At 70.4% G+C, this 23204-nt stretch carries 22 protein-coding genes and 2 pseudogenes; 5 read left to right on the top strand and 19 right to left on the bottom strand.

The features are described from left to right. Positions 1-186: 186 nt before the first annotated feature. Complete coding sequence (locus H1D24_RS21670) at positions 187-1449, top strand: TerD family protein (RefSeq protein WP_181659413.1); 1263 nt, start codon at positions 187-189, stop codon at positions 1447-1449. Between the two features lie 186 nt (positions 1450-1635). Here H1D24_RS21670 and H1D24_RS43635 read toward each other — a convergent pair whose 3' ends face one another. From H1D24_RS43635 to H1D24_RS21660, 4 genes and pseudogenes are all read right to left on the bottom strand, one after another. Then, positions 1636-1863, bottom strand: coding sequence for a hypothetical protein (locus tag H1D24_RS43635; RefSeq protein WP_309484406.1), 228 nt, complete (start codon positions 1861-1863; stop codon positions 1636-1638). Between the two features lie 308 nt (positions 1864-2171). Next, positions 2172-2327 (bottom strand): annotated as a pseudogene (locus H1D24_RS42535) (TROVE domain-containing protein); the annotation flags it as partial. Between the two features lie 239 nt (positions 2328-2566). Continuing rightward, positions 2567-4018, bottom strand: a complete 1452-nt coding sequence (locus H1D24_RS21665) for an alkaline phosphatase PhoX (protein ID WP_181659292.1) — start codon at positions 4016-4018, stop codon at positions 2567-2569. A 362-nt stretch (positions 4019-4380) separates the two neighbouring features. Then, on the bottom strand, positions 4381-5811 hold the full coding sequence (locus H1D24_RS21660) for a hypothetical protein (RefSeq protein WP_181659291.1): 1431 nt from the start codon (positions 5809-5811) through the stop codon (positions 4381-4383). Between the two features lie 377 nt (positions 5812-6188). Between H1D24_RS21660 and H1D24_RS21655 the strand changes: the two genes are divergently transcribed. Beyond that, positions 6189-8024, top strand: coding sequence for a DUF8508 domain-containing protein (locus tag H1D24_RS21655; protein ID WP_181659290.1), 1836 nt, complete (start codon positions 6189-6191; stop codon positions 8022-8024). A 189-nt stretch (positions 8025-8213) separates the two neighbouring features. Here H1D24_RS21655 and H1D24_RS43630 read toward each other — a convergent pair whose 3' ends face one another. Together H1D24_RS43630 and H1D24_RS21645 are read right to left on the bottom strand one after the other, a co-directional pair. Beyond that, positions 8214-9095 (bottom strand): DUF3618 domain-containing protein, encoded by an 882-nt coding sequence (locus H1D24_RS43630; RefSeq protein ID WP_220137034.1) that lies wholly within the window; start codon positions 9093-9095, stop codon positions 8214-8216. Then, the gene (locus H1D24_RS21645; protein WP_181659289.1) at positions 9092-9499 is read right to left on the bottom strand and encodes a phage holin family protein; all 408 of its coding nucleotides are present in this window, start codon (positions 9497-9499) and stop codon (positions 9092-9094) included. The genes H1D24_RS43630 and H1D24_RS21645 overlap by 4 nt, the downstream gene beginning before the upstream one ends. Positions 9500-9739: 240 nt before the next feature. Between H1D24_RS21645 and dapA the strand changes: the two are divergent. After that, a pseudogene (gene dapA / locus H1D24_RS21640) lies at positions 9740-10644 on the top strand (4-hydroxy-tetrahydrodipicolinate synthase). A 30-nt stretch (positions 10645-10674) separates the two neighbouring features. Here dapA and H1D24_RS21635 read toward each other — a convergent pair. From H1D24_RS21635 to H1D24_RS21620, 4 genes are all read right to left on the bottom strand, one after another. Then, positions 10675-11865: a WD40 repeat domain-containing protein gene (locus H1D24_RS21635; protein ID WP_181659288.1), complete on the bottom strand. Its 1191-nt coding sequence runs from the start codon at positions 11863-11865 to the stop codon at positions 10675-10677. After that, on the bottom strand, positions 11862-12419 hold the full coding sequence (locus H1D24_RS21630; protein ID WP_181659287.1) for a SigE family RNA polymerase sigma factor: 558 nt from the start codon (positions 12417-12419) through the stop codon (positions 11862-11864). The genes H1D24_RS21635 and H1D24_RS21630 overlap by 4 nt, the downstream gene beginning before the upstream one ends. A gap of 231 nt (positions 12420-12650) precedes the next feature. Next, complete coding sequence (dapD, locus tag H1D24_RS21625) at positions 12651-13646, bottom strand: 2,3,4,5-tetrahydropyridine-2,6-dicarboxylate N-succinyltransferase (protein WP_181659286.1); 996 nt, start codon at positions 13644-13646, stop codon at positions 12651-12653. Positions 13647-13735: 89 nt separating this feature from the next. After that, entirely contained in the window at positions 13736-15034 is a 1299-nt protein-coding gene (locus H1D24_RS21620; protein ID WP_374064286.1) for an MFS transporter, read from the bottom strand. A gap of 194 nt (positions 15035-15228) precedes the next feature. Here H1D24_RS21620 and H1D24_RS21615 point away from each other — a divergent pair, with 194 nt between their 5' ends. Beyond that, the gene (locus tag H1D24_RS21615) at positions 15229-16098 is read left to right on the top strand and encodes a winged helix-turn-helix transcriptional regulator (RefSeq protein ID WP_181659285.1); all 870 of its coding nucleotides are present in this window, start codon (positions 15229-15231) and stop codon (positions 16096-16098) included. Here the strand turns inward: H1D24_RS21615 and H1D24_RS21610 are convergent. Both H1D24_RS21610 and H1D24_RS21605 read right to left on the bottom strand, forming a co-directional pair. Next, positions 16088-16627, bottom strand: a complete 540-nt coding sequence (locus tag H1D24_RS21610) for a TetR/AcrR family transcriptional regulator (RefSeq protein ID WP_181659284.1) — start codon at positions 16625-16627, stop codon at positions 16088-16090. The two genes, H1D24_RS21615 and H1D24_RS21610, sit on opposite strands and share 11 nt — an antisense overlap. Continuing rightward, the gene (locus H1D24_RS21605) at positions 16627-16947 is read right to left on the bottom strand and encodes a DMT family transporter (protein ID WP_181659283.1); all 321 of its coding nucleotides are present in this window, start codon (positions 16945-16947) and stop codon (positions 16627-16629) included. Before H1D24_RS21605 ends, H1D24_RS21610 begins: the two co-directional genes overlap by 1 nt. Positions 16948-17067: 120 nt before the next feature. Here H1D24_RS21605 and H1D24_RS21600 point away from each other — a divergent pair, with 120 nt between their 5' ends. After that, a complete protein-coding gene (locus H1D24_RS21600) occupies positions 17068-18288 on the top strand; it encodes a DUF7847 domain-containing protein (protein ID WP_181659282.1) in 1221 nt (406 codons plus the stop codon). 10 nt (positions 18289-18298) lie between these two features. Here H1D24_RS21600 and H1D24_RS21595 read toward each other — a convergent pair whose 3' ends face one another. The 7 genes from H1D24_RS21595 to sufD form a co-directional block, all read right to left on the bottom strand. After that, positions 18299-18664: a VOC family protein gene (locus tag H1D24_RS21595; RefSeq protein ID WP_181659281.1), complete on the bottom strand. Its 366-nt coding sequence runs from the start codon at positions 18662-18664 to the stop codon at positions 18299-18301. Between the two features lie 142 nt (positions 18665-18806). Then, a complete protein-coding gene (locus H1D24_RS21590) occupies positions 18807-19139 on the bottom strand; it encodes a metal-sulfur cluster assembly factor (protein ID WP_030403776.1) in 333 nt (110 codons plus the stop codon). Next, positions 19136-19594 (bottom strand): Fe-S cluster assembly sulfur transfer protein SufU, encoded by a 459-nt coding sequence (sufU, locus tag H1D24_RS21585; protein WP_067271556.1) that lies wholly within the window; start codon positions 19592-19594, stop codon positions 19136-19138. The genes H1D24_RS21590 and sufU overlap by 4 nt, the downstream gene beginning before the upstream one ends. A 10-nt stretch (positions 19595-19604) precedes the next feature. After that, on the bottom strand, positions 19605-20861 hold the full coding sequence (locus tag H1D24_RS21580) for a cysteine desulfurase (protein ID WP_181659280.1): 1257 nt from the start codon (positions 20859-20861) through the stop codon (positions 19605-19607). Next, entirely contained in the window at positions 20858-21622 is a 765-nt protein-coding gene (gene sufC / locus H1D24_RS21575) for a Fe-S cluster assembly ATPase SufC (protein ID WP_181659279.1), read from the bottom strand. Before sufC ends, H1D24_RS21580 begins: the two co-directional genes overlap by 4 nt. Positions 21623-21629: 7 nt before the next feature. Continuing rightward, a complete protein-coding gene (locus H1D24_RS21570) occupies positions 21630-21959 on the bottom strand; it encodes a non-heme iron oxygenase ferredoxin subunit (protein ID WP_181659278.1) in 330 nt (109 codons plus the stop codon). Continuing rightward, the gene (gene sufD / locus H1D24_RS21565; RefSeq protein ID WP_181659277.1) at positions 21956-23140 is read right to left on the bottom strand and encodes a Fe-S cluster assembly protein SufD; all 1185 of its coding nucleotides are present in this window, start codon (positions 23138-23140) and stop codon (positions 21956-21958) included. The genes H1D24_RS21570 and sufD overlap by 4 nt, the downstream gene beginning before the upstream one ends. Positions 23141-23204: the final 64 nt, after the last annotated feature.

Here is a 23204-nt window from a genome sequence, read left to right as displayed (position 1 = left end):
TGGACGGGCTGAATTTTCAGCCTGTCCGGCGATTGAGGACGAGTCCGTCAGGGCGATATGGGGGGTCCAGGGGGCGAAGCCCCATGGTTACGGGAAGGGGCGGGGTCGGGGGAAAAGAACGCGCCAAGAACACCCCAGGTAAGGGAACGGCAAAACGCACCCGTTCGTTACCCAGGCATGACAGCTATGACCCCCGGCTCGAACATCCCTCTCACCGCCCCCCGCGTGGCGGTCGACGTCGCCGCCCCGGTGCGGCTCGACGTATCGGGCCTGCTGCTCACCGCCGACGGCAAGGTGCGCTCCGACGACGATTTCATCTTCTACAACCAGCCGGCAGGACCGGGTGTCACCTACCGGTCCGGCGGCGGCACCGCACCCGACGCGATCACGGTGGACACGGCCGCCGTGCCCCCCGGCATCGAGAAGATCGTCGTGACGGCGAGCCCGGACGCGGCCGGGCAGACGTTCCAGGGCATCGAGCCCACGGCCACCATCCGCAACGCCGACGACGGCTCGGTCATCGCCACCTTCACCCCGCCGCAGCTCGGCGCCGAGACGGCGCTGGTGGTCGTCGAGATCTATCTGCGGAACGGCGCGTGGAAGGCCCGCGCGGTGGGCCAGGGGTATGCGAACGGCCTGGCCGGTATCGCGACGGACTTCGGGGTGTCGGTCGAGGAGGAGCCCGCCCAGGCCCCGGCCAAGGCGGCCCCGGTCCAGGCGCCGCCCGCACCGGCCGTGCAGCCGTCGGCACCGGCCGTGCAGCCGCCGGTGACGCCGCCCGCGCCCCCCGTGGACCCGCGCATCGCGGCCCCGCCGGCGCCCGCTGCTTCCCCGGCCGCCGCCGCGCCCGCCGCCCCCGCGCCCGGCACGGGGAAGATCAACCTCGACAAGGGCCGCGTCAGCCTGCAGAAGAACCAGACGGTGTCCCTGGTCAAGGGCGGCCGCCCGCTGCTGTCGCAGGTGAAGATGGGCCTCGGATGGGAGCCCGCCTACCGCGGCAAGGACATCGACCTGGACGCCTCGGTCATCGCGTACGGCCCGCAGCGCAACCACGTCGACAGCTGCTACTTCGGCAAGCTCTCGATCGTGAACGGCGCGATCAAGCACTCCGGTGACAACCTCACCGGCGAGGGCGGCGGGGACGACGAGGTGATCGTGGTCGACCTGGGCCGGCTGCCCCAGGAGGTGACGGGCCTTGTCTTCACGGTCAACTCGTTCTCCGGCCAGAAGTTCACCGAGGTCGCCAAGGCGTACTGCCGCCTGCTGGACGCGGCGACCGGCGAGGAGCTCGTCCGCTTCGACCTGACGAGCGCCGAGCCGCAGACGGGCGTGATGATGGCCAAGCTGATCCGCCAGTTCTCCGGCGAGTGGGAGATGACGGCGATGGGCGACTTCGTGAAGTCCCGCACGGTCCGCGGCATGGTGAAGCCGGCGGCGCAGGCGCTGTAGTTCTGCGGATCACCGGCTGTAGTTCTGTGATCACCGACGGCGAGTTCTGTGGATCGCCGATGGCGGGGCGGCGACGACAGAGGGCACAGGCAGAGCCGCCAGCGAGGCCGAACGGGTCTCTCGCTTCGGCCCCGCCTGTGCCCCGTGCGCAGTTCGCCGGGGGCCTGGGCCCCTCGAGGCTGCCTGTCAGAGCTTGACGAGCTTGGGAAAGGGACTCAGAAACCTCCCCTGTCGGCCCGCGAAATCGACGAGTACGGCGTGATCGCCCTCGATTCCGCTGACCCTTCCGAGCCCGTACTGATCATGTGAGACCCGGTCACCCACAGCGAACTGCTCGATGGGCTGGGCAGGCGGTGGCGGAACATTGAAGGGGCTTGAGGGCAGGTGGCGTCGAGTACCTGGTGGCTTTGTCATTAAACGCAGTATGCGCCCCGCGGGCTGCAGGACGCCAGGTCTGTCGTGGCCGGGGTAGCGTCGTGAGCCGGCCGGGCAGGAAGCCCGGACACCTTGCCCAGCCCTGCCCACCCTGCTCAGCCCGCGCGGACACACCCGCGCCTCGATAGGCCGAACAGGTGACGCATCGCCCAGCGTGGGCTCCGCCGGAAGGGCACCGGCAGAGCCCACAAAGCACGGCACAATGCCGGCTCACAGGTGTGGGACAGCCCGCGGCGGCCGCGTCCGCTCCGCCGCACCCTTCGGTCCAGCCAAGGCCGCTCTTTCAGCCAAGCCCACTTCGCGTCCCGCGGCGCCTCGAGCCGCGGCACCATCCGGAAGGCCGCGTCCGAGAGCCCCCCGAAGACGTGCCGGTTGCCCATCCCGGACGCACCGTGGCCCGCCCGGTACCCGGCGAGGTTCCAGGTGTACACCGGGACGTGCGCGACTGGACGCTGGACGGCACGATTGCAGGCCTCGCGGCCGATGCGAGCGGCTGGTACGCCCGCATCGGCCATGCGAGACTCCGCGCCCACAGTTGTTGCCAGCGGGCCGGTCGTCGCGGTCAACGGGGGTCGCCGGATGACCTGTGCCCGGTGACCGGCCCGGTCCGCCCTCAGGAACGGGCCGGGCGAGGCGCGTTCCCCGGGCACAGGCGCCGCATCACGGCGAATCGTTCAGCCGGTCAGCCGCGCTGCTGCCGCTTCCAGGGACCGGTGATCGCCAGCAGGATCCCGGGCGTCTGGATGTTCGCGTACAGGGTCTTGCCGTCGGGCGAGAACGTGACCCCGGCGAACTCGCTGTACTCCGGCTCCTCCTCGGTGCCGACGTTCAGGTCGTTGCGCGCGATGGGGTACGTACGGCCGCTCTCCGTCGCGCCGAAGAGGTGCGAGACGCCCTCGCCGTCCTCGGCGAGGATGATGCCGCCGTAGGGGGAGACGGTGATGTTGTCGGGGCCGTCGAAGGCGCCGTCCTTGGACGGGTCCGGGTTCACGCCGATCAGAACCTTCAGCGTCAGCGTGCGGCGCTTGGGGTCGTAGAACCAGACCTGACCGTCGTGCTGAACGGGGCTCTCCTCGCGGGCGTACGAGGAGACGATGTACGCACCGCCGTCGCCCCACCACATGCCCTCGAGCTTGCGGGCGCGGGTGATCTCACCGTCGGCGAACTGCTCGCGCACGGCCACGGTCTTGGCGTCGCGGTCCGGTACGTCCACCCAGTCCACGCCGTAGACCGTGCCGATCTTCGTTGCGCGGGAGAGATCGTCGACGAAGCGGCCGCCGGAGTCGTAGCACTTGGGGGCCTGCAGCACGCCGGCGTCGTCGGCGAGGGTGCGCAGCTTGCCGCGGCCGTACTCGAAGCCCTGCGGCGGGGCCCAGCGGTAGAAGAGGCCGTTGGGGTCGGCGTCGTCCTCGGTGAGGTAGGCGTGGCCGCGCTTGGGGTCGATGACGACGGCCTCGTGGTCGTAACGCCCGAAGAACTTCAGGGGCTTCGGGTCGCGGTTGGCACGGCGGTCGCGCGGGTCGACCTCGAAGACGTAGCCGTGGTCCTTGGTCATGCCGTTCTCGCCGGCGCGGTCGGAGTTCTCCTCGCAGGTCAGCCAGGTACCCCACGGGGTGCTGCCGCCCGCGCAGTTGGTGGAGGTGCCGGCGATGCCGACCCACTCCGCGACCTCGCCGCCGGGGCGCACCTCCACGACGGTGCAGCCGCCGGACGCGGCCGGGTCGTAGACGAGGCCCTCAGTGAGCGGAACCGGGTACTTCCACTTGGAGCGCGGGCCCTTGAGCTCGTGGTTGTTGACGAGCAGGGTCGTGCCGCGCGGGCCGGCGAAGGTGCCGGTGCCGTCGTGGTTGGACGGGGTGAACTCGCCGGACTCCAGCTTCGTCTTGCCGCTGTAGGTGATGATCTTGTACGAGAAGCCGGCAGGGAGGGCGAGGATGCCCTTCGGGTCCTCGACGAGGGGGCCGTAGCCGAGGGCGTCGGCGGTGTCCTCGAGGTCCGCGCCCTCCGCGGTCTCGGCGTCCTGGGTGGCGAGGGCGCCGGGGGTGGTGGCGAAGACTCCGACGCCGCCGACGAGCGCGACACCGGCACCGGTGATCGCGGATCGTCTGGCGAAGTCCCTGCGGGTGAGCGACATGGTTTCTCCTGAAGCCTGAGGGCACGGGCAGCTGAGGGGCGGTGCGGCGGGACCGTCTGCGGGGTCACCGTGCCGCCCGCGCATAAACGCCAGTTGAACGGCGCCCGACTTCTCCGGCCTCTGGAGACGTCGGTCCGTGGGCCGCGCGGGACGCCGGCCTCCGAGCCTCGGCAGCGTTCTCTCCCCCAGCCCGCCCCTTCGCACAACCAGTGGCGCTGCCCTCGGACCCTGCTGGGGGCAGCGCCCCCAGACCGCCGAATCGCCCTTCGGGCTCGTCCTCGAACTCCCCCGGCTGATTCCCCCAGCCAACGCTGGGGGTGCCCCTAGGAGGTGCCCCCAGACGGGCTGAAATCAGTCCGCCGTCAGCCCCCGTGCGCCGACCGCGCCTTGAACGCCGCCTTGCGGGCCTCCTTCGCCACCTTCTTGTCGGGGTGCAGCCGGCCCATCGCCTCGAGGACGTCGGCCGTGGCGGGGTGCTCGACGCGCCATGCCGTGTCGAAGAAGCCGCTGTGCTGCTGGGCCAGGCCCTCCACCAGGGCCTGGAGCTCCGTCGAGTTGCCCTCTGCGGCGAGCTGCGCGGCCAGCGTGTCGACCGTGAGCCAGAAGATCATGGACTCGGGTGGCGGCGGCACGTCGGCCGCTCCGTGCTCGGTGAGCCATACCCGCGCCAGCCCGCCGAGCTCCGGGTCGTCGAGTACGGCACGCAGCGCCGGCTCGGCCGCACTGCCGACCAGCGACAGCGCCTGCTGGCAGCGCAGCCGCCGCAGCGGCGCTCCTTCGTCGGTGCCCCGCGCGGCGACCAGCAGCTCCTCGGCAGCCGCGAGCGGTTCACGCCGCGCGAGCCACTGTTCGATCTCGGCCTGCGCCGCGGCCTGAGGAAATCCGGCGGTGCCGTCGAGCAGGCCGTCGGCGCCCTTGTCCACGAGATCCCCGACGGCGGGCGCCTCGAGACCCGCCTCCTGCAGGCGCGCGCGCATGCCGTAGAGGCCGAGCGGGGTGAGTCGGACCAGTCCGTACCGCGCGACGTCGATCTCGTCGGCGGAAGCGCCCGGCCCGTCGGCGTCGGCCAGCAGCGTCTCGTCGACCGGCTGGAACTCGACGAGCCCGACGGGTTCCAGCATCCGGAACTGGTCGTCGAGCCGCATCATGGCGTCCGAGACCTGCTCGAGGACGTCGTTGGTGGGCTCCCCCATGTCGTCGGGGACGATCATCGACGCGGCGAGCGCGGGCAGCGGCATGGGCTCTTCGCCGGGCCCCTCCTCGCTGACGGTCAGCAGGTAGAGGTTGCCGAGCACGCCGTCGAGGAATTCGGCCTCCGCTTCGGGGTCCCAGTCCAGCCCCTCGAAGTCGATCTGTCCGTCGTCCTCGACGGCGTCGACGAGATCGTCGAGGTCGGGCACGGCCGCGTCGGCCAGCACGGTCTCCAGCGCGTCCAGCCAGAGGCCCAGGATGTCCCGGGGGCCGCCGGAGGTGATGAGGCCGAGGTTGTCACCGCGGGTGACGGTGCCGGCCTCCTCGTCCGTGATCTCGACGAGGCCGGTGTCGACGGCTACGCGCCACGCCTCGCTCGCATACGCCGTTCCGTCCTCGTCGTCCGCGAGGCCCAGCTCCGCCGCGGCGGCCGGGAGCTGCTCGTCCACGAGTTCCCCGCCCGCCCCGACGCGGGTGTCGGGCCCCGCCCAGCGGGCGAGCCGAACGGCGCGGGAGAGCAGCGGTGCGGCGAGGGCGTCCCTCGCCAGCTCCGCCTCGGAGTGCAGCCGCACCGGCGGCAGCGTGGAGGGGCTTACGGACATCGGTGGGTTCTCCTCGAAACGTATGGGCGGCCGGTCCGCGAAGGTCCGACCGGCCCAGCCTAGACGGATATGACCGCCTGCCGCCTGCCCGACCGCCTCTCACCACCCGGGCCGGAACCGGATCAAGCCACCCACCGCTCCGGTTCATGTTTCTGTCAGGGGTCGTTACCCGGTCGTCCCTTGACAAGTCCCTTGGCGGCACAAGAGATTGACGCGCGTAGAGAACGAACCCGGGTCTCCGCGTTCACGGTTCCACCCGTGCCCGTGCGGGGCTCCACCCGCGTCTCGTTCGCGGTTCCACCTAGGGGGTGTCTTCCGGGTCATGCCGGGCCCACCCCCTGGTCCCGGCGCTCTGACCACGTCCCCGGAGGGATCCCTTGCCGAGCAAGAGCTCGTCGCGCATCGCCGCGCTGACCGTCGCCGCTGTCTGTTCCACCGTGTCCGCCGTCGTCCTCACCTCACCCGCCGAGGCGGCCGAGGTGCGCGTCCACGACATCCAGGGCAACACCCGAATATCGCCGCTCGCAGGTCAGCAGGTCACGGGTGTGACCGGGATCGTGACGGGCACCAGGACCTACGGCTCCTCCAGAGGCTTCTGGATCCAGGACCCGGACCCCGACGGCGACGCCGCCACCAGTGAGGGCGTCTTCGTCTTCACCGGCTCCACGCCGACGGTCACGGTCGGTGACGCGGTGACGGTGTCCGGCACGGTCACCGAGTACGTCCCCGGGGGCACCTCGTCCGGCAACCAGTCCCTGACCGAGATCACCAGGCCGACGGTGACGGTCGTGTCGTCCGGCAACCCGCTGCCCGCGGCCGAGGTCATCGACGCCGGCGCCGTGCCGGGCACCTACGCGGCGGACGGCGACCCGGCCGCGCAGGGCTCCGTCAACGGCCTCATGCTCCAGCCCGCCGAGTACGCCCTCGACTACTACGAGTCGCTGGAGGGCATGAACGTCCGCATCGGCTCGTCCCGCGTGGTCACCGCGACCGACGCGTTCGCGGAGCTGTGGGTCACGGTCAAGCCGCATGAGCACCCCACCCGCCGCGGCGGCACCGTCTACGGCTCGTACACCTCGCAGAACACGGGCCGCCTGCAGATCCAGTCGCTGGTGCCCACCGCCCAGCAGCCCTTCCCCACCGCGAACGTCGGCGACGTGCTGGAAGGCACCACCGAAGGTCCGCTGGACTACAGCCAGTTCGGCGGGTACACGCTGACGGCCCGGACGCTCGGCACGGTCGTCGACGGGGGCCTGCAGCGGGAGACCACCCGCAAGCAGAAGAGCGGCGAGCTCGCCGTGGCGACGTACAACGTCGAGAACCTCGACCCGGCCGACGGGCAGGCGAAGTTCGACGCGCTCGCGCAGGGCGTCGTGACGCATCTGCAGTCGCCCGACATCGTGGCCCTGGAGGAGATCCAGGACAACAACGGCGCCAAGAACGACGGCACGGTCGCCTCCGACCAGACCGTCCAGAAGTTCGTGGACGCGATCGTCGCCGCGGGCGGTCCGCGCTACGAGTGGCGCTCGATCGACCCGGCGAACAACGCGGACGGCGGCGAGCCCGGCGGTAACATCCGCCAGGTGTTCCTGTTCAACCCCGAGCGGGTCACGTTCACCGACCGGGCGGGCGGCGACTCGACGACCGCGACCGGCGTCACCGAGGTGGACGGCAAGGCCGCGCTCACCGCGTCGCCCGGCCGTATCGACCCGGGCAACGGGGCCTGGACGAACAGCCGCAAGCCGCTCGCGGGCGAGTTCGTCTTCCGCGGCCGCACCGTCTTCGTGATCGCCAACCACTTCGCGTCCAAGGGCGGCGACCAGGCGCTGCACTCCCAGTACCAGCCGCCCACGCGCAGCTCGGAGACTCAGCGCCACCAGCAGGCGACGGCCGTGAACGCCTTCGTGAAGGAGATCCTCACGACGCAGAAGAGCGCGGATGTCGTCACGCTGGGCGACATCAACGACTTCGAGTTCTCCACCACCACCAAGCTCCTGGAGGACGGCGGCGCGCTCTACTCGGCCATCAAGTCCCTGCCGAAGAGCGAGCGTTACACCTACGACTACCAGGGCAACAGTCAGGTCCTGGACCAGATCCTGGTGAGCCCGTCCATCCGCTGGACGGACTTCTCGTACGACAGCGTGCACATCAACGCGGAGTTCGCGGACCAGAACAGCGACCACGACCCGCAGGTGCTGCGGTTCCGCCCGTAGGGCGGGGAACCTGTCCCGCCCATAGGGCGGGCGCAGAGGCGGAGGGCCCGGCGGCGTTCTCGTACGCCGCCGGGCCCTCCGTGTGCCGCTGTGCCGCCACGCGCGCGTGGCGCTTCGTGCACGGCACGCGCGCGTGCAGCAGCACGGCCCGCGCGACCAGGGGGATGCCGAGGGGGACGCGGGCCCTTGTCACCACCGGCTCAGCTTCTCGATGACCCGGTGGCCGCGCCCCCGGCGGTGGCCCCGGTGGCGGCCGATCAGACGGCTGCCGGCCAGGCCGCCGCGGACAACGGGACTGCGGCGCAGCCCGCTGCGGACGAGGCGGGCGCCGATGTTGCCCTTGGCCGCACGGCCGCCCATACCCCGGACCAGGGGACGGCGGCGCATCCCACCAGGGACGAGTCGGCTGCGGAGGTCTTTACGGACGAGCCGGCTGCCGAGGTCACTACGGACGAGCCGGCTGCCGAGATCGCTACGGAGGATGCGCGCGCCGAGGTCGCTGCGGGCGAGGCGGGTGCCGACATCGCTGCGGGCGATGCGGGTGCCGAGGTCGCTGCGGACCAGGCGGGTACCGAGGTTGCCCCTGGCCGCATGGACCCCGGCGCCTTGGATCCCCGCGCCGCGCTGCCACAGGACTCCCGCTGCCACGGCCGCTCCGGCCCCGGCGCCCGCGGCCAGCAGCGGCCGCGGGTGGCGCCGTCCGGCCCGGACCACGGTGCTCGTGGCGCGGCGTACCGGCTCGGGCGCGGCGTGCCGCACGCGGTGCACCGCCTGAGTGGCCGTCTCCTGCGTCGGAGTCGCGGCACCCTCGATCCGCTCGCCTGCTTCTGCGGCGCGCGCCTGCAGCTGTTCCTCGGCGTGCCCTGCGCGTCCTCGCATCCGTCCCTTCACATGAGTGGCCCGTTCGCTCATCCGGCCGCGGACCTGCGCGGCCTTCTGCCGGGCGCGGCCCTTCACATCCGTCTTGGCCGCCAACTCCTCGACCGTCGCGCCGAGTTCTGCGCGGGTTTCCTCGATCTGCCGGCGCAGTTCGTCGGGCCCCTTGGCGCCGGCCCTCATGCCGTCTGTCATCGATGCGCCCTTTCCTTGAGCTCCTCGACATCGGCCCTGACGCTGTGCATCGCCCGCTCGGGCAGCGGCGGAGTCGCGCCGCGGAGCTGACGGCGGCCGATGAGGGCGAGCACGCCGGCGATGACGAAGAGCACCCCGGCGATGATGAGCACGCTCGCCCACACCGGCAGCGTCAGGGAGAGGGCGGCGGCGGCCGTGGCGGCGAGGGCCATCACTCCGATATAGGCGATGGCGCCGGCCGCACCGAGCAGCCCTCCGCCCCGCCCGGCCCGCTTGCCTTTGTAGGCGAGCTCCGCGGTGGCAAGCCGCATCTCCTGCCGCACAAGCGTGGAGAGCTGTCCGGTCGCCCGGCTCACCAGCTCTCCCACCGAGTGTTCCGTACGCTGATCCGTGGCCGCGGTCATGTGTCACGCCTCCCTCCGTCTGGGACGCCCGAGTACCCGCGAAGGGCCGCATTACCCCTGCTCCGTGTGGTGTCCGGACCCCTGCTCCCTGACGTCCGGACCCCTGCTCCGTGCCGTCAGGCCCGCCGCCGAGCCGCGCCGGCCCACTCGCCACGGGCGCAACATTTCGTAGCGTTGCTTGCTCATATCGAGTAGCAGAATTAAGTATTGCTTCACCGAAAGGGTGCCGACACTCCAGGCATGACGACCTCACGCGAACCCGCTCCCTTCGGCCGCGCCCTGTGCGCGATGATCACGCCCTTCACCGACTCAGGTGCCCTGGACCTGGACGGAGCTCAGCAGCTGGCCGCGCGGCTGGTGGCCGACGGCTGCGACGGGCTGGTCCTGTCCGGGACGACGGGCGAGTCGCCCACCACGACCGACGCCGAGAAGTCGGCTCTCGTGCGCGCCGTGTCCGAGGCGGTCAGCGACCGGGCGGCGGTCGTCGCGGGCGTCGGCAGCTCCGACACCCGCCACACGGTCGAACTCGCACTGGAGGCGGAAAGGCCGGCGCGGACGGTCTGCTGGTGGTCACGCCGTACTACAGCCGGCCGCCCCAGGACGCCGTCGAGACCCACTTCCGGGAGATCGCGGACGCCTCCGGGCTGCCGCTGATGCTCTACGACATCCCCGGCCGCACCGGCACCCGGATCGAGCCGGAGACGATGCTGCGGCTCGCGGAGCATCCGCGGATCGCCGGCGTCAAGGACTGCGCGTACGACCTGCTGGGCACGCAGAAGGTCCTCGCGCGCACGGATCTCGCGTACTACACGGGGTGCGAGGAGTTCATCCTGCCGCTGTACGCGGTGGGTGGTGCGGGGTATGTGTCGACGGTCGCCAACGTCGCTCCGCGCCATCTGCGTGGGATCCTCGACGCGTACGACGCCGGCGACACGGCGGGCGCCGCGCGGTTTCAGCAACAGGCCATTCCCCTCATCGCGTTGATGATGGCCTCGGGGCTGCCCGGGACGGTCACGGCCAAGGCGCTGCTCGGAGCGCTCGGGCTGCCCGCGGGCCCGGTGCGGGCACCGCTGAGGCCCGCCGGCCGCGAGGCGACCGACGGGCTGCTTGCTGCGTACGAGCACCTCGTGAACGCGGAGGACTGATCAGCGCGTCAGCGGCTGACGGCAGCCTGATCAGCGTTCGGCGAAGATCGGCGTCCAGCGCCCTGCCGCGCCGTCGTTCCCCTTGCGGAAACCGCTCAGCGGCACGACCTTGTCGCTGCCGATCGTGATGAGCACAAGCCGGTTGTGGAACTCGTTCGTGCCCGGCTCGCTGTACCAGGCGACGAGCCTCTCGTTGTCGGCCCAGGCGAGCGGCCGCTGCCCGTGCACCTTGGCGGCCTGCTTACCGGAGTAGGCGTCGAGGACCGCGCCGTTGCCCCCGACGAGCTTGCCGTCCGGGGACAGCCCCGCGTCATTGAACCAGTGCACGTACCTCTCGTTCGCGGGCTTGGCGACCTCGTTGCCCTCGAAGTCGTAGTACTGCATGTGGGGAGCCGTCGTGAGCCCGGAGTAGACCAGCTTGCCGTCGTGGCTGAAGTCGAAGTCCTGCCGAACGTTGAGGTCGTTGCTGTTGTACGTGGCCTTGCTCCAGGAGCCCTTGCCGGAGTCCACGTCGATGACGTAGAAGCCGGTCCGGCTCGACTGGCCGAACTGCGGCATCCAGTCGTTCTTCTTGCCGTCGCCGTCGCTGTCGTAGTCCGCCTTGTACCGCAGGTCGGGGTTCTTGCTGTACGTCGTCGCGACGAGCTTGCTGCCGTCCGGCGAGAACTCGACGCCCGCGACGCCGCGGTCCACCGGGATCCAGCGTTCGACCTCGCCGGTGAGCAGGTTGAGCAGACCGATCCGCTTGGCGGGCAGGTCCTTCTCCAGGACGGCGGCCGTGCGCATGCCGGGAGCGACGTCGATGAAGGACCACTTGGTGGTCTTCACGTACTTGCCGGTCTTCTGGTCCAGAAGCCGGTACGTGCGGACGGCGACGGCGCGGTCGTCCGTCTGCTTGACGTTGCTCCAGGTGTAGTACGCGGCCAGCGCGACGTCCCCCGCCGCGATCAGGTCGCGCGGCGGTGTCTGGTCGGGGTGGGCGATGATGTCGCTCGTGTTCATCTCGCTCGCGAGGCGCACGTCGTCCTTGCCGGAGTCAAGGAGCGGGACCGCCACCGCGACGGCGACCACGGCGGCGGTGGCCGCGGCGACGGACGCGAGCGCCTGGGTGCGGCGGCGCCGCCGGGCCGTCAGCACCCGGTCGGCGAAGCCGGGCTCCAGTGGCGGTTGTTCGGTGGCCTGTTCGCGTAGAGAGTCACGCACCAGCTCGTCGACGTTCACGGACGCACCTCCACGGGCGAGAAGTCACGGGACGGCTGCTGCTCGGCGTCCGCGGGGCCGAGCGCGGCCAGTTCGGGGGCGAGGCCCCGCAGCCGGGCGAGGGAGCGGTGTGTGGTGGAGCGCACCGTGCCGACCGAGCAGCCGAGGAGACGGGCCACGTCGGCCTCGGGCAGGTCCTCGAAGTAGCGCAGGACGAGGACGGTGCGCTGGCGGGCGGTGAGGCGGGCCAGTGCGGCGCGCATCACGAGGCGCAGTTCGGCGGCGGACGAGGCGTCCGTGCCCGATCCGGTCTCCGGCAGCTCGGGCACGCTCAGTTCGCGCCGTGGCCACTTCAGCCGCCAGCGGCTCACCTGCTGCCGGTACAGGATCTGCCGGACGTACGCCTCGGGCTCGTCGATGCGGTGCCAGCGTCCCGCGGCCTTGATCAGCGCGTTCTGCAGCAGGTCCTCGGCCGCGTGCCGGTCACCACCGCTGAGCAGGACTGCGGTCTTCAGCAGCGCGGACGACCTGTTCGCCACGAACTCGCGGAAGTCTTCTTGGCCCTCGGCATCCATCGTCACCTTCTCTGGCTCGCTCTTCTTCGAACTTCTTGTTCGGATTTCTTGGATCTTCAGAGATCTTCAGAGATCTTCAGGGATCTTCTTACGGACCTTGCTGTCCTTGGTGACGTGTGCGGCGGCCCTCCGCTATGCCTGTGTGCACGCAAAAAAACAAACGGGCGGCACGCACCGGGATTCGGTGCGGGCCGCCCGCTGGGGACGTGGGAACGTCCGTGCTCCGGAGGCTCAGTTGTGGCTGTGGAGCACCTCGTTGAGGCCGCCCCACACCGCGTTGTTCGGGCGGGCCTCGACGGCGCCCGTCACCGAGTTGCGGCGGAAGAGGATGTGGGAGGCGCCGGAGAGCTCGCGGGCCTTGACGATCTGGCCGTCGGGCATCGTCACGCGCGTACCGGCGGTGACGTACAGACCGGCCTCGACCACACACTCGTCGCCGAGCGCGATGCCGACGCCCGCCTCGGCGCCGATGAGGCAGCGCTCGCCGATCGAGATGATCACGTTGCCGCCGCCGGACAGGGTGCCCATGGTGGAGGCGCCGCCGCCGATGTCGGAGCCGTCGCCGACGACGACGCCGGCCGAGATGCGGCCCTCGACCATCGACGTGCCGAGCGTGCCCGCGTTGAAGTTCACGAAGCCCTCGTGCATCACGGTGGTGCCCTCGGCGAGGTGCGCACCGAGCCGCACACGGTCGGCGTCGGCGATACGGACGCCCTTGGGCGCGACGTAGTCCGTCATGCGCGGGAACTTGTCGATGCTGGTCACCTGGAGGTGCAGGCCCTCGGCGCGGGCGTTCAGCCGGACCTTCTCGAGGTCGTCGACGGCGACCGGGCCGAGCGAGGTCCAGGCGACGTTGGCGAGGAAGCCGAACATGCCGTCCAGGCTCTGGCCGTGCGGCTTCACCAGGCGGTGCGAGAGAAGGTGCAGACGCAGGTACACGTCATGGGCGTCCAGCGGCTTGTCGTCGAGGGACGCGATGACCGTACGGACCGCGACGACCTCGACACCGCGGCGGGCGTCGGGGCCGATGGCCTTGGCGGCACCCTCGCCGAGCAGCTCCACGGCGCGCTCGGCGCTCAGCCGCTCGGTGCCGGCGGGGCCGGGCTCGTCGGACAGCTCGGGCGCGGGGAACCAGGTGTCGAGAACGGTGCCGTCGGCGGTGACGGTGGCGAGGCCGGCGGCGACGGCGCCGGTGGTGCGAGGTGCAGTAGCAGTCGTGTCGGTCATGCCAGAAACCTAACCGGCGGGGGGCCGGGGAGGCGAACCGGTGGACCCGGCGTCTCAGGTGCCGGGCGGGACGGACGCGTGCGCCATGATCACCTCGTCGGCCGCGCATCGGCCGCAGTGCCATTCGGTACGTCGTTCGGTACGTCCTTCGGTACATCATTCGGCACGTCGTCCGGTATGTCGTTCCGTACGTTCCCGGGCGCCCCCAGCTCGCCACCCCGCTTCAGCCCCGCCCCCAGAACCGCCACCCCCGCCAGCGCGCCGAGCGCCGCGCAGACGGGCCACAACGCGCCGGGCGCCGCCTGGTAGAGCGCGCCGCCGAGGGGTGCCGCGAGGACCATGCCGCTGATCGACGCGCCCGCGTACAGCGACTGGAAGCGGCCCTGGACGTGTGCGGGGGCCTGGTCGGCGACGTATGCCGTGGCCGTCGTCTTGTACAGGACCTCGCCCAGCGTGAGCAGCGCCATCATCGCGATGGCCGTGCCCAGCCCGGCGCCGAGCATGAGCGCGGCATAGCCGGCGGCGACGAGGAGCAGCCCGGTGCCGACGATGGCCAGTGGTGACCGGCGGCGCAGCGCGAGGGCGGCGGGCAGTTCCAGGCAGAGGATGACGCCTCCGTTGACGGCCAGCAGGGCGCCGTAGACGCGGGCGTCCATGCCGTGGTCGGCGAGGAAGAGGGGGAAGGTCGAGTACTGCTGCCGGTAGACCAGGTCGATGACGAGGATCGCGGCGAGCAGCACCAGCACGGCGGGGCGTGCCCGCAGCTCGGGCCAGAGCCCTCCGGTGCCAGCCCCGTTCGCCCGTGTGGCACCGCGTGCGGGGACGACGCGGGCCGTCCAGCACGCGAAGAAGAGGGTGCCGAGACCGTCGGCGACGAAGAGCCAGTCGTACGAGATCTGGGTGGCGACGAGCGCGCCCAGCGGCGGCCCGATGGTGAAGCCGCCGTTGCCCGCGGCACGGATCACGGCGAACGCCTGGCGGCGGGAGCCTTCGGGGACGATGACCGCGACGAGCGCGGAGTTGGCGGCGCGCACGACTCCGGTGGCGTACTCGGACAGCGGCAGCGTGACGTACAGGGCGGCCGTCGGCAGCACGGGCAGCGCCGCGAGCAGCACTCCTGCCACGGTGGCGGCGACGACCAGTACGCGCCGGTGGCCGAAGCGGTCGCCGAACCAGCCGCCGGTGAAGTTGCCGAGGACGACACCGACTCCGCCGATGCCGCTGATGACGCCGGCCTCGCCGATTCCCAGGCCGCGCGGACCGGTCAGATACAGGAAGAGGTAGACGAAGGTGACGCTGACGAGGGAGTTGAAGAACACGCCGCCGGCCAGCAGCCATACGGTGCGTGGTACGTCCTTGAACGCCTGCACGGCGACTGCCTCCAGCACGGTGTCAGCGGGACCAGCGAGATCGGCGGGATCGGCGGGACCAGCGAGATCGGCGGGATCGGCAAGACCAGCGACTTCGTCGGCCCGGATCCCCCTGCACACCCCAGTGAGTTCCTTTTGGGAACTGACTATGGCAGCGTGGCAGTCTCGGGTCAATCGGGCCAACGCCCCCACCGGCGAAGGGATTCAGGACCATGCCCCGTCGGACCACTCTCGGCGACGCGGACTGCGCCATCGCACAGGCCCTGGACGTCGTCGGCGACTGGTGGACCTTGCTGATCGTGCGCGACACGGCCCGCGGGGTGCACCGCTTCGACGATCTGCAGCGCGAACTGGGCCTGTCCCGGAAGGTGCTGACGGAGCGGCTCAATCTGCTGGTGGATGCGGAAGTCCTCGCGCGCGTGCCGTACCAGGAACGACCCGTACGCCACGAGTACCGCCTCACGCCACGCGGCCGTGCGCTGCTGCCCGTCCTGATCGCCCTGCAGGACTGGGGAGACACCTGGCTTCTGGGCGAGGGGGAGACGTCCGCGACGGCGGCGGAGGCGTCCAGGGAGGCCCAGCGGATCCACGGCCTGCGCGGCACGCGCCTGCCGGAACTCCAACTCATCGACGACCAAGGCGAGTTGCTCGACCCGGTGGCGGACACTCCGTACACCGTCCTGTACTGCTTCCCCGGCGCCTACGCCCGCAGCGACGCCTATCCGCCAGGCTGGTCCGAGATCCCCGGCGCGCCCGGCTGCACCCTGGAGTCCTGCACCTACCGGGACCGGCTCGCCGAGTTCACCGCGGCGGGCGCGACCGTGCACGGCGTCTCCACCCAACGCCCGGACGAGCAGCGTGCCTTCGCCGAAGCCGAGCGGCTGCACTTCCGACTGCTCTCCGACGCGGATCTGACGCTGACAGCTGCTCTGCGCCTGCCGACGTTCCGCGCGGCGGGTGTGAGCCGGCTGAAGCGCCTCACCCTGATCGTCGACCGGGACCGGACCGTCCGGGAGGTCTTCTATCCGGTCACGGACATCACCGCGAGCGTCGCCGCGGCCCTCGCCGCCGTCAGGGAATGAGCCGCGCCAGCATCTCTCGCGCATACGCCTCGTCGTACTCCCCGCCCGTCAGCAGCACCTGCAGACAGATGCCGTCCATCAGCGCGACAAGCGCCCGCGCCGTGACCGGATCCGTGCGGTCCGCGATCAGTTCGGCGAGGTCCTGGCACCACTCGGCGGCGACGGGCCGTAGCGCCGGACGGCGGAGCGCGGCGAGATACAGCTCGTACTCGAGCTCGACCCCTGTGCGCTCGCCCGCGAGCCACTCCCCCATCAGCCCGGCGAGTTCACCGGCGAGGTCGACTCGCCGGTCCTCGAGCGCGCCGCGGCTGCGGACCACCTTGGCGAAGCCCTCGTTGGCCTGGCGCAGGGCGGCGACCATGAGCTCGTCCAGGGTCCTGAAGTGGTACGTGGTGGAGCCGAGCGGCACATCGGCCTCGGCCGCGACGGACCGGTGACTGAGCCCTGCGATGCCCTTCTCGCCGACCACTCTGATCGCGGCGTCGATGATGCGCTGCCGCCGCTCGGGGTCGTAGCGCCGCGCCGCCATCAGTGGGCCCCGCCAAGATTGAGCAGCACGACTCCGGCGATGACCAGCGCGATGCCCGCCACCTTGGCCGCGGTCATGGTCTCACCGAGGAACACCATGCCGATCGCGGCGATCACAGCGGTGCCGGCGCCGGCCCAGATGGCATACGCCGTGCCGACCTCGAGCGTCTTGAGCGTCTGCGCCAGGAGGGCGAAGGCGACGAGGTACCCGGCCACGGTGGCGAGCGATGGCCAGAGCCTGCTGAACCCCTCGCTGTACTTCATCGCCGTGGTGCCGGCCACCTCGGCCGCGATGGCCGCGGCCAGCAGTCCATATCCCATGTGGACAAGCGTACACAACGATGTGTACGGCCGTACACAGCAGGCCCGTGTCCTTGGCATGTCCTGGCCCGCTACCGTGTTCCGGTCAGATGGGGGCCAGGACAGAAACAGGGGCGGGGCATGTCGGACAAGATGGGAACGGGCCCGTACGGCGGACCGCACGCGGGAGGTCCGTACGGCGGTGGTCCGTACGGCGGTGGTCCGTACGGCGGCGGTCCATACGGCGGCGGTCCATACGGCGGCGGTCCATACGGCGGCGCGCCGGGGGCTCCCGGAACGCCGGGCTGGGGCGGCTGGGCGCCGCCACCGCCGCATCCAGGCGTGATCCCGCTGCGACCGCTCACCGTCGGCGACATCCTCAGCGGGGCTTTCGCCACCATGGGGCGGTACAAGAAGCCGGTCATCGGCCTGCCGGCGGCGGTGTTCGGGGCGTGCAGCGTCCTCGTCCTCTGCGCCGCGGTCATCGCCTTCTTCGCCGTCAGCGACACGTTCTACGAGCTGGTCGACCTGCCGGGCGGCCGGGATCCGGAATGGGACCAGATCCAACCGCTCGTGGTCGCCCTCGTGTGCGTCAGCCTGATCGCCGTGGTGGGGTACGTCCTCGCAGCGGCACTGGTGCAGGGGGGCATGTTCACCGTACTCAAGAACGCGGTCGTGGGCGGCCCCGCCGGCTTCGGCTCCGTGTGGCGGCAGGCCCTGCCCCGGGTGCCTGCGCTGATCGGCACCGCGCTGCTCACAGGGCTGATCGTCGCGGTGCCGGTCGTCCTGCTGATGATCGCCTTCGCGAGCGCCCTGATCGGCGTGTCGCTGCTCGGCTCCGGCGAGGGCGGAGGCGGAGGCGCGCTCGTGGCGATCGGCCTGCTCGGCGCCCTGGTGACAGCCGTGCCGGCAGTGTGGCTCTGGGTGAAGTTCAGCCTGGCCCCCGCGGCCGTCGTGCTCGAGAAGCAGGGGCCCGTCCGGGCGCTGCGCCGCTCCTCGGAGCTGGTGCGCGGCCGGTGGTGGCCCGTCTTCGGCATCTCGCTGCTGGCCTACGTGCTGGCCGCGCTCATCGCCGGGGTGATCCAGCAGGGGCTCAGTTTGGTCGGCATGTTCCCCACCATGGCGGGTGCGGCGAGTCTCGGACCCGAGCCGGAGCCGTCGGAGGTGCTCTCGGTCTTCTCCGTCTACATCGTGATCGCCCTCGTGGGCCAGGTGATCGGGTACATCATCCAGACCACCTTCCCGCCCCTCGTCACCGGCCTGCTCTACGTCGACCAGCGCATCCGCAAGGAGGGTCTGGCTCCCACACTGGCCGCAGCGGCAGCCACAGCCACGGCGACAGCCGCGCCCCCGTCGGCGTAACCTCGCGCGCTCAGTCGATCAGCGACTTCTTGGGCCGCAGGACGCAGAACTCGTTGCCCTCGGGATCGGCGAGGACCACCCAGGTGGCGTCCTCGCCCTGGCCGACGTCCACTCGGCGCGCCCCGAGCGCGATGATGCGTTCGACCTCGGCGGCCTGGTCGTCGGGGGTCAGGTCGATGTGCAGCCGGTTCTTGACGGTCTTCTTTTCGGGGACCGGTAGGAAGCACATCCCGGGCATCGCGTGCTCGTCCGCCCCGATGACGATCTCGTCCTTGTCCTCGAAGAGCACGCGCCAGTCCAGCACCTGGCACCAGAAGCGGGCCAGCGCCGGCAGATCGTGCGTGTCGACCACCAGGTGGTACAGCGAAACAGCCATGCCCGGCAGTCTCCCCCGCCTGCTCGCTGGCCACCATTGAATTACGCGGACCCGTACACTCGAACGGCCCCTGTGCAGTGTGCACAGGGGCCGTTCGGCAAGCATGACCGGCGCAGTCCTCGGTCCTCGGACGTTCAGGCGCTCAGACGTTGAACCCCAGCGCCCGAAGCTGCTCCCGCCCGTCGTCCGTGATCTTGTCCGGGCCCCACGGCGGCATCCAGACCCAGTTGATACGGAGCTCGCTGACGAGGCCGTCCGTCGCCGACTTCGCCTGGTCCTCGATGACGTCGGTCAGCGGGCAGGCCGCGGACGTCAGTGTCATGTCGACGGTGGCGATGTTCGCGTCATCGACATGGATGCCGTAGATCAGGCCGAGGTTGACGACGTCGATGCCCAGCTCGGGGTCGACGACGTCCATCAGAGCCTCACGGAGTTCTTCCTCCGAGGCCGGCTTCATCTCAACGGTCTCGCTCATGCGGTCTTCGCCTCCTCCGCGAAGGCCTGGGCCGTCGCGTCCTTCCACGCCATCCAGCTGAGCAGCGCGCACTTCACTCGGGCGGGGTACTTCGAGACTCCGGCGAACGCAACCGCGTCCTCCAGGATCTCCTCCATCGCGTCGTCCGGCTCGATGCGGCCCTTGGACTGCATCAGCTCCAGGAAGACGCCTTGGATCTTCTGCGCCTCGGCAAGCTCCTTGCCGACGAGCAGGTCGTTCAGCACGGAGGCCGAGGCCTGGCTGATCGAGCAGCCCTGGCCCTCGTAGCTGATGTCCTCGATCCGCTCCCCGTCGTACTTGACGCGCAGCGTGATCTCGTCGCCGCAGGTCGGGTTGACGTGGTGCACCTCGGCATCGCCATCACGCAAGCCCCGCCCGTGCGGGTGCTTGTAGTGGTCCAGGATGACGTCCTGGTACATCGAATCAAGCTTCACTGGCAGCCCCTCAGCCGAAGAAGTTCCGTACGTGCTCCAGGCCGTCCACCAGAGCGTCGATCTCGGCCGGCGTGGAGTACAGATAGAACGACGCTCGCGTGGTCGCAGGAATTCCGTACCGCAGGCAGACCGGGCGGGCGCAGTGGTGGCCGACCCGGACCGCGATGCCCTGCTCGTCGAGGACCTGGCCCACGTCGTGGGGGTGTATGTCGCCGAGCGTGAAGGAGATCGCGGCGCCCCGGTCCTCGGCCGTCGTCGGGCCGATGATCCTGAGGTCGGGGACCTCGCGCAGGCGCTTCACCGCGTACTCCGTGAGCGCGTGCTCGTGGGCTGCGATGTTCTCCATGCCGATGGAGGTCAGGTAGTCGATGGCCGCGCCCAGACCGACCGCCTGCGCGATCGGCGGGGTGCCCGCCTCGAACTTGTGCGGCGCCGGGGCGTAGGTCGACGAGTGCATCGAGACGGTCTCGATCATCTCGCCGCCGCCGAGGAACGGAGGCAGGTCCTCGAGGAGCTCCTGCCGTCCCCACAGGACGCCGATGCCCGTCGGGCCGCACATCTTGTGGCCGGTGAAGGCCACGAAGTCGGCCTGGAGCGCCTGGACGTCGAGCGGCATGTGGGGCGCCGCCTGCGAGGCGTCGATCAGCACCAGCGCACCGACCTCCTGGGCGCGGCGCACGATGGCCTCGACCGGGTTGACCGTGCCCAGGATGTTGGAGACCAGGACGAAGGAGACGATCTTCGTCTTCTCCGTGATGATCTCTTCGATGTTGGACAGGTCGAGACGGCCGTCGTCCGTGAGGCCGAACCACTTCAGCTTCGCGCCGGTGCGCTGCGACAGCAGCTGCCACGGAACGATGTTGGAGTGGTGCTCCATCTCGGTGATGACGATCTCGGTCTCGTGGTCGACCCGGTAGGGCTCGTCGGCCCAGCCGAGCATGTTGGCCACGAGGTTGAGGGACTCGGAGGCGTTCTTGGTGAAGATCACCTCGTCGCGGCTCGGCGCGTTGATGAAGGCGGCGACCTTGTCGCGGGCGCCTTCGTACTCCGCCGTGGCCTCCTCCGCGAGAACGTGCACGCCGCGGTGGACGTTGGCGTTGTACCGCTCGTAGTAGGCGTTGAGCACGTCGAGCACCTGGCGCGGCTTCTGCGAAGTCGCCGCGTTGTCCAGGTACACGAGCTTCTTACCGTCGTGGACCAGGCGGTCCAGGATCGGGAAGTCCTTGCGGATCGCCTCGGTGTCGAGGAGGCCCGGCAGCTGTGTCACGCGGATGCGCCACCCTTCGTGTATGCCTCGTAGCCCTCGTTCTCCAGCTTGTCGGCGAGCTCGGCGCCGCCGGACTCCACGATGCGGCCGGCCGAGAAGACGTGAACGTAGTCGGGCTTGATGTAGCGGAGGATCCGCGTGTAGTGCGTGATCAGCAGGGTGCCGACCTCGCCGGTCTCGCGGACGCGGTTGACGCCCTCGGACACGACGCGCAGGGCGTCGACGTCGAGGCCGGAGTCGGTCTCGTCGAGGATGGCGACCTTCGGCTTGAGCAGCTCCAGCTGAAGGATCTCGTGGCGCTTCTTCTCACCGCCGGAGAAGCCCTCGTTGACGTTGCGCTCGGCGAAGGAGGGGTCGATCGAGAGGCGCTCCATGGCCTCCTTGACCTCCTTCACCCAGGTACGCAGCTTGGGGGCCTCGCCGCGGATCGCGGTGGCGGAGGTGCGCAGGAAGTTGGAGACCGAGACGCCGGGGACCTCGACCGGGTACTGCATGGCGAGGAACAGGCCGGCGCGGGCGCGCTCGTCGACGGACATCTCGAGGACGTCCTCGCCGTCGAGGGTGACGGTGCCGCTGGTGATCGTGTACTTCGGGTGACCGGCGAGGGAGTAGGCGAGGGTCGACTTGCCCGAGCCGTTGGGGCCCATGATGGCGTGCGTCTCGCCCTGCTTCACAGTCAGGTCGACGCCCTTGAGGATCTCCTTGGTGGAGTTGTCGGCCTCGACGGTGACGTGCAGGTCTCGGATTTCAAGCGTTGCCATGGGTGCCTCAGGACTCCTGGGTGAGGGAGACGAGAACATCGTCCCCTTCGATCTTTACGGGGTATACGGGGACAGGGCGCGTCGCGGGCAGTCCGGACGGCTTGCCGGTACGGAGGTCGAAGCTGGAGCCGTGCAGCCAGCACTCGATCTGGCAGTCCTCCACCTCGCCCTCGGAGAGGGAGACGTTCGCGTGCGAGCAGATGTCGTAGATCGCGAACACCTCGCCCTCGGTACGGACGACCGAGACCGGCGTGCCGTCGACGTCCACCCGCTTCGGGGTGTCCTCGTCCAGCTCGCTCAGGCCGCAGACGCGTACGAACTTCGACGGTTCAGTCATCCGACCGCCGCCTCCAGCTCTTCCTCGATCTTCGCGATGAGGCGCTCCTCGATGTCGTCGACACCGATCTGCTGGACCAGCTCGGCGAAGAAGCCGCGGACGACGAGGCGGCGGGCGTCGTGCTCCTGGATGCCGCGGGCCATCAGATAGAAGAGCTGCTCGTCGTCGAAGCGGCCGGTGGCGCTCGCGTGGCCGGCGCCGACGATCTCGCCGGTCTCGATCTCCAGGTTCGGGACGGAGTCGACGCGGGCGCCGTCGGTCAGAACCAGGTTGCGGTTCATCTCGTACGTGTCCGTGCCCTCGGCCTTGGCCTCGATGAGGACGTCGCCGATCCACACCGCGTGCGCGTCGTCGCCCTGGAGTGCGCCCTTGTAGGCGACGTTGGACTTGCAGTGCGGCGTGTTGTGGTCGACCAGGAGGCGGTGCTCCTGGTGCTGGCCCTTGTCGGTGAAGTAAAGGCCGAACAGCTCGGCCTCGCCGCCGGTGCCCGCGTACTGCACGCGCGGGTGGAGACGGACGAGGTCGCCGCCGAAGGTGACGACCACGGACTTGAAGCTCGCGTCACGGCCCACCAGCGCGTTGTGCTGGGCGACGTGCACGGACTTCTCGTCCCAGTCCTGGATGGAGACGACGGTCAGCTTGGCGCCGTCGCCCAGGATGTAGTCGACGTTGGCGGCGAGCACGGCGTCACCGGTGTGGTCGATGACGACGACGGCCTCGGCGAAGGCGCCAAGCTCGATCACCTGGTGGCCGAACGCGACCCCGCCCTCGCCGTGCACGGCGATACGGATCGGGGTCTCGAGGACCTTCTCCTTGGGGACGGTCACGACCGAGGCCTTCTCGAAGGACGAGTACGCCTGGGCGGCGATGCGGTCCACGGGGGTGCCCGCCTTGCCGAGCCGGGCGTCGTCGCGCCCGACAGTCTCGACGGTGACGCCCTCGGGGGCCTCGACCTCGACCTTCAGGCCGGATCCGGTGGCGACCGCGGTGCCGTCGTGCAGCCCGCGCAGCCGCTCCAGCGGCGTGAAGCGCCACTCCTCCTCCCGGCCATGCGGCACCGGGAAGTCCGCCACGTCGAAGGACGGCGGCGCGCTCATGCGCGTGGCGACGGTCGACTCGGCGGCCACCGCGATGGATCCGGCGGTGGTGGACCCCACCGGGATGTTCTGAGCCTCAGCCATGGCTGTCGTGTTGCTCTCTTCCTACGTCAATGAGTCTTCAGGCTGCTGTTGGAGCGGGGCCGGC

Origin of the sequence: Streptomyces himalayensis subsp. himalayensis, from assembly GCF_013778455.1 — a bacterium.
Lineage (GTDB): Bacteria > Actinomycetota > Actinomycetes > Streptomycetales > Streptomycetaceae > Streptomyces > Streptomyces himalayensis.
This window is presented reverse-complemented; position numbering and strand designations above follow the sequence as displayed.

Coding starts and splice junctions, on each gene's coding strand:
- H1D24_RS21630 (WP_181659287.1), bottom strand. CDS start 12,419: ATGGATGCCGAGGGCCAAGAAGACTTCCGCGAGTTCGTGGCGAACAGG.
- H1D24_RS21570 (WP_181659278.1), bottom strand. CDS start 21,959: ATGACTGAACCGTCGAAGTTCGTACGCGTCTGCGGCCTGAGCGAGCTG.
- H1D24_RS21610 (WP_181659284.1), bottom strand. CDS start 16,627: ATGGCGGCGCGGCGCTACGACCCCGAGCGGCGGCAGCGCATCATCGAC.
- H1D24_RS21670 (WP_181659413.1), top strand. CDS start 187: ATGACCCCCGGCTCGAACATCCCTCTCACCGCCCCCCGCGTGGCGGTC.
- H1D24_RS21665 (WP_181659292.1), bottom strand. CDS start 4,018: ATGTCGCTCACCCGCAGGGACTTCGCCAGACGATCCGCGATCACCGGT.
- H1D24_RS43630 (WP_220137034.1), bottom strand. CDS start 9,095: ATGACAGACGGCATGAGGGCCGGCGCCAAGGGGCCCGACGAACTGCGC.
- H1D24_RS21660 (WP_181659291.1), bottom strand. CDS start 5,811: ATGTCCGTAAGCCCCTCCACGCTGCCGCCGGTGCGGCTGCACTCCGAG.
- H1D24_RS21600 (WP_181659282.1), top strand. CDS start 17,068: ATGTCGGACAAGATGGGAACGGGCCCGTACGGCGGACCGCACGCGGGA.
- H1D24_RS21605 (WP_181659283.1), bottom strand. CDS start 16,947: ATGGGATATGGACTGCTGGCCGCGGCCATCGCGGCCGAGGTGGCCGGC.
- sufC (WP_181659279.1), bottom strand. CDS start 21,622: ATGGCAACGCTTGAAATCCGAGACCTGCACGTCACCGTCGAGGCCGAC.
- H1D24_RS21590 (WP_030403776.1), bottom strand. CDS start 19,139: ATGAGCGAGACCGTTGAGATGAAGCCGGCCTCGGAGGAAGAACTCCGT.
- H1D24_RS21615 (WP_181659285.1), top strand. CDS start 15,229: ATGCCCCGTCGGACCACTCTCGGCGACGCGGACTGCGCCATCGCACAG.
- H1D24_RS21645 (WP_181659289.1), bottom strand. CDS start 9,499: ATGACCGCGGCCACGGATCAGCGTACGGAACACTCGGTGGGAGAGCTG.
- H1D24_RS21595 (WP_181659281.1), bottom strand. CDS start 18,664: ATGGCTGTTTCGCTGTACCACCTGGTGGTCGACACGCACGATCTGCCG.
- sufD (WP_181659277.1), bottom strand. CDS start 23,140: ATGGCTGAGGCTCAGAACATCCCGGTGGGGTCCACCACCGCCGGATCC.
- H1D24_RS43635 (WP_309484406.1), bottom strand. CDS start 1,863: ATGACAAAGCCACCAGGTACTCGACGCCACCTGCCCTCAAGCCCCTTC.
- dapD (WP_181659286.1), bottom strand. CDS start 13,646: ATGACCGACACGACTGCTACTGCACCTCGCACCACCGGCGCCGTCGCC.